Source organism: Citricoccus sp. SGAir0253, from assembly GCF_005877055.1.
Taxonomy (GTDB): Bacteria; Actinomycetota; Actinomycetes; order Actinomycetales; family Micrococcaceae; genus Citricoccus.
The window spans coordinates 92,107-99,421 of the sequence record NZ_CP039426.1; the positions used below are offsets into that span (position 1 = coordinate 92,107).

Annotated in this window: 8 protein-coding genes and 1 pseudogene; 5 read left to right on the plus strand and 4 right to left on the minus strand. The window is 71.2% G+C overall.

What is annotated here, in order from left to right; translation table 11 throughout:
• Positions 1-312: 312 nt before the first annotated feature.
• Positions 313-690 (plus strand): helix-turn-helix transcriptional regulator, encoded by a 378-nt coding sequence (locus tag E7744_RS15630; protein WP_137775264.1) that lies wholly within the window; start codon positions 313-315, stop codon positions 688-690.
• The gene (locus E7744_RS15635; RefSeq protein ID WP_137775265.1) at positions 690-1,643 is read left to right on the plus strand and encodes a cation diffusion facilitator family transporter; all 954 of its coding nucleotides are present in this window, start codon (positions 690-692) and stop codon (positions 1,641-1,643) included. The genes E7744_RS15630 and E7744_RS15635 overlap by 1 nt, the downstream gene beginning before the upstream one ends.
• An 80-nt stretch (positions 1,644-1,723) precedes the next feature.
• On the opposite strand, the gene E7744_RS15640 is transcribed toward E7744_RS15635, so the two are convergent.
• The 4 genes and pseudogenes from E7744_RS15640 to E7744_RS15655 form a co-directional block, all read right to left on the minus strand.
• Positions 1,724-2,431, minus strand: coding sequence for a metal-dependent transcriptional regulator (locus tag E7744_RS15640; RefSeq protein WP_137775266.1), 708 nt, complete (start codon positions 2,429-2,431; stop codon positions 1,724-1,726).
• A gap of 49 nt (positions 2,432-2,480) precedes the next feature.
• Entirely contained in the window at positions 2,481-3,743 is a 1,263-nt protein-coding gene (locus tag E7744_RS15645) for an Nramp family divalent metal transporter (RefSeq protein WP_137775267.1), read from the minus strand.
• Positions 3,744-3,902: 159 nt separating this feature from the next.
• A complete protein-coding gene (locus tag E7744_RS15650) occupies positions 3,903-4,637 on the minus strand; it encodes a ZIP family metal transporter (RefSeq protein ID WP_137775268.1) in 735 nt (244 codons plus the stop codon).
• A gap of 124 nt (positions 4,638-4,761) precedes the next feature.
• Positions 4,762-5,028: pseudogene (locus E7744_RS15655) on the minus strand (hypothetical protein); the annotation flags it as partial.
• 239 nt (positions 5,029-5,267) lie between these two features.
• Between E7744_RS15655 and E7744_RS15660 the strand changes: the two are divergent.
• The 3 genes from E7744_RS15660 to E7744_RS15670 all read left to right on the plus strand — a co-directional run bounded on the left by E7744_RS15660 (position 5,268) and on the right by E7744_RS15670 (position 7,112).
• Complete coding sequence (locus tag E7744_RS15660) at positions 5,268-5,627, plus strand: helix-turn-helix transcriptional regulator (protein ID WP_137775269.1); 360 nt, start codon at positions 5,268-5,270, stop codon at positions 5,625-5,627.
• The gene (locus tag E7744_RS15665) at positions 5,624-6,226 is read left to right on the plus strand and encodes a cadmium resistance transporter (RefSeq protein ID WP_137775270.1); all 603 of its coding nucleotides are present in this window, start codon (positions 5,624-5,626) and stop codon (positions 6,224-6,226) included. The genes E7744_RS15660 and E7744_RS15665 overlap by 4 nt, the downstream gene beginning before the upstream one ends.
• Positions 6,227-6,491: 265 nt before the next feature.
• The gene (locus E7744_RS15670; RefSeq protein WP_137775271.1) at positions 6,492-7,112 is read left to right on the plus strand and encodes a TlpA disulfide reductase family protein; all 621 of its coding nucleotides are present in this window, start codon (positions 6,492-6,494) and stop codon (positions 7,110-7,112) included.
• Positions 7,113-7,315: the final 203 nt, after the last annotated feature.

Here is a 7,315-nt window from a genome sequence, read left to right on the forward strand (position 1 = left end):
CCGGGCTGGTGCGTTTCATCGCTTGGCCGGTGATCATGGTCGCCAGCACGTTCCGCGACCAGCCGTGCTGCACCGCGGCCGCGGCGTACCTGTGGCATTGCTCCGCTCCCCCACGCCTCCACCATGGTGCGCAGGTACTGCAGTTCGCAGGGACAGCCCAGTCGTGCCGAGGGAAATCGGTCCGCAGGTCCGCGGCCAGTCGGCCCGCGGGCGTGGGTCCTTCGAGCGGAATGCGATGCGAAGGCCGGCCCGGCGGCTCGGGCATGCCTCGGGCAAGCCGCAATAATCGTTATATAGTGCTATTATCGCCGCATGACGATTCCAAATCTACCTGGTGAGTCCTCGGGGCTGGAGGACCGCGGCGTCTACGCGGCATTGTTCCACGCCTTGGCCGAGCCGACGCGGCTCTCCCTGCTGGAGCATCTGGCCGCCGGTGAACACCGGGTCCGTGATCTGGTGGATCACCTGCATCTGGCTCAGTCGACGGTGAGCAAGCATCTGGCCTGCCTGCGGGACTGTGGCCTGGTCACGGTACGTGCCGAGGGGCGGTCCTCGTGGTTTGCCCTGGCCGATCCTCCCCGGTTGGCGGGCCTGCTCGACAGCGCGCAGGAGCTGTTGGGTGCCTCGGGGGTGTCGCTGTCGCTGCGGGACCACCATGACCACGATGCGCTGTTCACGGAGGAGGGCTGATGGGCGCCGGACACCACCACGGGCAGGGGCACGGTCACGGTCACGTCCCGGGGCGACCGGATCGGGGGATGCGCACGCGGTTGGCCATCGCCTTCGGTCTGACCGCGGTCATCGTCCTGGCGCAGGCGGTGGGCAGTGTGCTCACCGGCAGCCTGGCATTGCTGACCGATACCGCCCACGCGCTGGCCGATGCTTCCGGCTTGGCCGTGGCCCTGGTCGCGGCCACCATGATGCTGCGTCCGCCCAGCAGCACGCGCACCTGGGGATTTGCCCGGATCGAGGTCATTGCCGCCCTGGGGCAAGCGGTGCTGCTGCTGGTGGTCGGCACGTATGCGGCGGTCGAGGGGGCGCGTCGGCTCTTCGAGCCCCCGGTCGTGCCGGCCGGTGAGCTGCTGGTCTTCGGGGTGATCGGGCTGGTCGCCAACGTCGCGGCCATCGTCGTGCTGGCCTCGCGCCGGGGGGCGAACTTCAACATGCGCGCGGCGTTCCTCGAGGTGCTCAATGACGCGCTGGGCTCAGTGGGGGTGATCGTCGCGGCGATCGTTATCACCACCACCGGTTTCCAGCGGGCCGATACGATCGCTGCCCTGTTCATCGCCGCGTTGATCGTCCCGCGCGCGGTCCTGTTGTTGCGGCAAACCCTGCGTGTGCTGATGGAGTTCACCCCTCCGGGTGTGGATCTGGAGGAGGTCCGGGCGCACCTTCTGGAGTTGGAGCATGTGCAGGGCGTGCACGACCTGCACGCCTCCATGATCGGCACCGGCCTGCCGGTGCTCTCCGCCCACGTCGTGGTTGAGGACCAGTGCTTCCAGTCCGGACATGCCCCGCGGATCCTGCAGGAAATTCAGGCCTGCCTGAAGGAGCACTTCCCGGTGTCCTTGGACCACGCCACCATTCAGCTGGAGACCGCCGCCCTGCGCGGCCAGGAGTCCGCCGCCACGCAACACGCCTGACCATCCGTTGCGCCCCGCGGGGTGGTCACCGCCCCGTTCGCCGGGATGGCTACTGGGTTCCGATCACGAGGGTTCCGGGATCACCGCTCAGGAGCACGGCTTCCCGGACGCATCCAGGCCCGGGGCCGTGACCCAGATGGCGTTGGCCTCCTCCGGGTCAGGGCCACCGAGGCGCGACCGGTGGCCGGGATGATGACGCTGGTCCCGCCATCGGACCGGTCGGTGACCTGCACGGGTCGGCCGGGCAGTAGGTCGTGGCCGGCGAAGCGGTTCAGGTGGGCCGGGTCGGCGTCGGAGATCCGCACGATGCGGTAGCTACCGGGGGCGGCCTCGGCCAGGCGCAGGGTGTGGGCCGGCCGGTGGGTGTGGCCGGCCCGGGTGGGGATGGGGTCCCCGTGCGGGTCGTGGTCGGGGTGGCCGAGTGCGGTGTCGATGCGCTCGATCATGGTGTCGGAGGCGGCGTGCTCGAGACGTTCGGCCTCGTCGTGGACCTCCTCCCAGGAGTAGTCCAGGGTGGTGACCAGGAAGGCTTCGAGCAGGCGGTGGCGGCGGACCATGGCCACGGCGTAGTCGCGTCCGGCCGCGGTGAGGGTGACCGGTTTGTACGGGCGGTGCTCCACCAGCCCCTGGGCGGCCAGGCGCTTGACGGTGTCGGTGACGTTCGGGGCGCTGGTGCCCATCCGCTCGGCCAGGGCCTTGGTGGTGATGGGAGGGTCCCCCCATTCGGTGGCCGACCAGATGACCTTGAGGTAGTCCTGGGCCACCGGGGTGAGCTCGCTCGGGTCCATGCCGGTTACGCTACCGAACGCCCCGGTCCTCAGCCCTGCCTGGGGATCCTCAGCCCTGTCCGGTGGCCATCAGCCCGATCAGGGCCAGGTTCAGCGCCACGATCAGGCCCACCACCACCCAGGCCGCCACCCTCAGCGGCCGGGTGTTGGCGAAGGGCCCCATCAGGGTGCGGTTGCCGCTCAGGGCCACGAGGGGGATCAGGGCGAAGGGGATGCCCAGGCTCAACACCACCTGGGAGAGCACCAGTGCCCAGGTCGGCTCCACCCCGGCGGCGATGATCACCAGCGCCGGGATCAGGGTCACGGCCCGCCGGGTCACCTGCGGGATGCGCCGGTGCAGCAGCCCGGCCATGATGGTCGAGCCGGCGTAGCAGCCCACCGAGGTCGAGGCCAGCCCGGAGGCCAGCAGTCCCAGGCCGAAGGCGATGCCGACCACCGGGCCCAGGGCGGTGGTGATCGCCGCGTGGGCCCCCTCGATGCTGTCGGTGCCGGGCACCCCGGCCAGGTTGCCGGCGGCCAGCAGCAGCATGGCGATGTTCACCGACCCGGCCACCACCAGGGACAGCACCACGTCCCAGCGGGTCGCGGTGAGCAGCCGCGGCAACGCCGCCGTTGGCGGCGGGCTGCCGTGGCGGTCCCGGGCCAGGGAGGAATGGGCGTAGATGGCGTGCGGCATCACGGTGGCCCCGAGCATGCTCGCGGCCAGCAGCACCGTCGCGGTGCCCTCGAAGCGCGGCACGATCCCGGCCACCGCCGCATCCCAGGAGACCGGGCCGAAGAACAGTCCGGTGACGAAGCCGACGGTGACGATCACCAGCAGGCCGATCACCACGAACTCGAAGGGCCGCTGCCCGTGCCGGGACTGGATACCCAGCAGCAGCATCGAGACGAACCCGATGATCAGCCCGCCGGCCAGCAGGGGGATCCCGAAGAGGATGTGCAGGGCGATCGCCCCGCCCAGGACCTCGGCCAGGTCGGTGGCGGCGGCCACCAGTTCGGCCTGCACCCAGTAGGCCAGCCGCCGGCCCCGCGGCAGGCGCTTGCCCAGCAGCTCCGGCAGGGAGGACCCGGTGACCAGCCCGAGCTTGGCCGAGAGGTACTGCACCAGCACGGCCATCAGGTTCGCGGCCACCAGCACCCACACCAGCAGGTACCCGTACTGCGCCCCGGCGGTGAGGTTGGCCGCCACGTTGCCCGGGTCCACGTAGGCCACCGCCGCCACGAAGGCCGGACCCAGCAGCCAGGGCACCGGCTGCCGGCGCACCCAGCGTTTCCCGGCCGCCGCGTCCGCGCCCGTCCCGGTCCCGGTCATCGTCCTCGAAGGCATCCGCATGCAAAGTTAAGCTACACGAACTTTGGCGGCGGCAGGAGTGCCCACCGGTCGCCGAGGTGGCACCGACCCTCCGGGCGCCCGGGCGCCCGGGCGCCGGGGCCGCCGCCCGCGGCCGGTCGGAGCGCCGCGGTGCTGGTCCTAGGGGCCGGTGTAGGCGGAGATCGCCGCGAACAGGGCGAAGCCGCCGGTGAGGGCGATCGGTTCCCACACGCTGGCCGGGCCTTCGTGGGCTTCGGTGATCATCTCCTCGAACACCACGGTGGTCAGCGCCCCGCCGGTCAGGGCCAGCACGGCCAGGGTGAGGATCTCCGGGGCCTGGCGCAGGGCGAAGTAGCCCAGGGCGGCCCCGAGGAAGATGGGGACGGCGAAGCCGGCGGCCATGAGCAGGCGGGTGCGGCGGCGGATGCCGGCCCGGCGCAGGGTGGCGATCGCCGCGAAGCCCTCGGGCAGGTCGGCCGGGACCTGGCCCAGGGCCAGCAGCAGGCCCAGCGCGGGATTCAGGACGGTGGCGGTGCCGATCATCACCCCGTCGCTGAACAGGTCCAGGGACACCCCGGTGAAGATCGCCAGCGGCCCGCTGGCCTCCCCCCCGGCGCCCAGGCGTTGCCGGATCGAGCCGATGGCCCGTTCCAGGCCCATGAACAGGGCCCCGCCGCCGACGAAGGCCAGGATCGGCACCCAAGGGGCTGAGGCGGCCAGGGCCGCGGGCATCAGTTCCAGCCCGACCACGGCCATCACGATGCCCGCGGCCAGGTGCAGGGCCAGGGACAGGGCCCGCGCGGAGACCGTGAGCAGCTCGGCGGTGAGCCCGCCGAGGAAGTTCCCGGCCGCGGGCAGTGCGGCCAGGGCCAGGACGAGGGCGAAACCTTCCATGCCGACTCCCTTCCGGTGCTTGCCCCCCACCGTGACACCACCGGGCCGGCCCGTCCACCCGGGGCCGGCCCGTCCACCCGGGGCCGGCCCCGCCCGCCCCGGGGCCCCGCGCCCTGGGGGTCCCTCAGTGCCGGGAAGTGATCATCCCACGGGGCGGGCTGGGCCTGCCGGCCAGGGCCTGCAGGGGAACGCGCCGGGTGGTGGCGGCGCGCAGGCCGTTGCCGATGACGATGACCTCGGCGACCTCGTGCACCAGGACCAGGGCGGCCAGGCCCAGGACGCCGGTGATGGCCAGGGGCAGCAGCACGGCGATGATCAGCAGCGACAGGACGATGTTCTGGTTGATGATCACCCGGCCACGGCGGGCGAGGCCCTCGGGACGCAGTTCGTCGCGGACTCGGGCCGCACTTCTGGCCGGCCGCGTCCAACCGCAGGGGGTTCGCCTGTGCCGTGGCCGCCGGTGGTGAGTGGCAGGACTGGGCCGGTGATCCTCAGTCGAGGCGCTGGCTGGTTCATTGTCGGCCGCAATCTTCGAGAGGGCATCGCAACGTTCATCGAGCTTGGAGCAGCGCGGTCTCCGGCCGGCCTTCTTGACCGCGACGGTTCATTGAGCAGTGTATGGTTCAGCGAGTGCTGACATTAGATTCTCGTCTGGACGTGATGAACCGGCTGGGTCGGTTGATGGCCGACCCGACACGGTCACGATTTCTGCTCACCCTGCTTCAGGGCCCGGCCTGCCCTGCCGAGCTGGCCCGAGACCTGGAGCTGACGCGCTCGAACGTGTCCAACCACCTGGCCTGCCTGCGGGACTGCGGGATCGCGGTCGCCGTGCCCGAGGGCCGTCAGGCCCGCTATGAGCTCGCCGATGCGCACCTGGCGCGGGCGCTGAGTTCCCTGATCAAGGTCACTCTGGCGGTGGACGAGAGCGCCCCGTGCCTGGACCCGGCGTGCTCGGTGCCCGGTTGCTGCTCCCCGGGGGTGGTCGCGTGATCCTGTCCTCAGTCCTGCAGGCGATCGGCCTGTTCCTGGTCACGAACATCGACGACATCATCGTGCTCTCCCTGTTCTTCGGCCGCGGTGCGGGCCAGCGCGGGACCACCGCCCGGATCCTGGCCGGGCAGTACCTGGGATTCATCGGCATCCTGGGCGCGGCCGTGCTCGTCTCGCTGGGCGCGGGGGCGTTCCTGCCCCCGGAGGTCATCCCGTACTTCGGGCTGATCCCGCTGGCTCTGGGACTGTGGGCCGCGTGGAAGGCCTGGCGCCAGGGCGGCGACGATGACGATGACGAGGCCAAGATCGAGGGCAAGAAGGTTGCCGCCTGGACGGTGGCCGGGGTGACCTTTGCCAACGGCGGGGACAATATCGGCGTCTACGTCCCGGTCTTCCTCAGCGTCGGCCCGGGCGCGGTCGTGGCCTACTGCATCGTGTTCCTCGCGCTGGTCGCGGTGCTGGTGGGTCTGGCCAAGTTCGTCGCCACCCGCCGGCCCGTCGCCGAGGTGCTGGAGCGCTGGGAGCACATCCTGTTCCCGATCGTGCTGATCGGCCTGGGCGTGTTCATCCTGGTCGGCGGCGGAGCCTTCGGGCTCTGAACTGCGGGGCCGGGCATTCACCCCGAGCGGCTCGGCCCCGCCTTCCCGGTGCCGCAAATTGCGTTGCACGACTTTTGACCATTGAGGAGACTGAGCGCCCGTGCCGCCAATCCGCCGACCGGAAGGCCGCGTCGGGCTGTCATCGCTCAGTCTCGCTGGCGATGGAACCCTGAGTTCCGCCCGGTTTTCTACAACCGGTAGAATTCGGGATACCCCGATCCCCGTCACGGTTCCTGTACCGAGCTCTGAGAGAAGTTCCCGACATATGCCCTCCCGTCCGCCGTTGCCCACCCCCGCACGCCGTCAGGTTCTGGCCGGGCTGACCGGTATCGCGGCGCTGCCACTGTTGGCGGCGTGCGGGGCGCAGGATCCGTTGGCCGCCCAGGCCGGCAATGCCGATGGCAAGAACTACATCGCCGGGGACGGGTCCGTCCTGGAGATCGCCCCGGACCGGCGTGGGGCACCGGTGCAGTTCAGCGCCACCCTGTTCTCCGGGAAGCCGATCAGCGCCGAGGACCTGGCCGGGGATCCGGCGGTGCTGAACTTCTGGTACGCCGCGTGCGCCCCGTGCCGGGTGGAGGCCCCGGACCTGCAGGCCCTGCACGAGCAGTTCGCCCCCGAGGGGGTGCGGTTCTTGGGCGTCAACGTCCGGGACACGGTGGCCACCGCGGAGGCGTTCGAGCGCAATTTCGGCATCACCTACCCCTCGGTGGAGGACCGGGGCGGGCAGGTGCTGCTGGCGATGACCGACTACGTGCCGCCGCAGGCCGTGCCCACCACCATCGTGCTGGACCGGTTGGGGCGGGTCTCGGCCCGGATCCTGGGAATCGCCGAGCCCTCCACGCTGCGCACCCTGATCACCACCGTGCTGGATGAACAGGCCTGAGCATCCCATGACCGCCCGAACCCTGCCCCCGGCCGCCACCCGGACTGCTGCGGGCCCCCGCGACGAGAACCACCCTGCCGGCTCGCCGCCGCGGGCGCGTGCCCGTTGCCGGGGGCCGCCGGGGCCGGGCACACCCGGGCGGTGCAACTGCCGGCTCGGTGCCACAGTGCCGAGAAGCAGTCCAGCGACGAGAGGCGACCGCG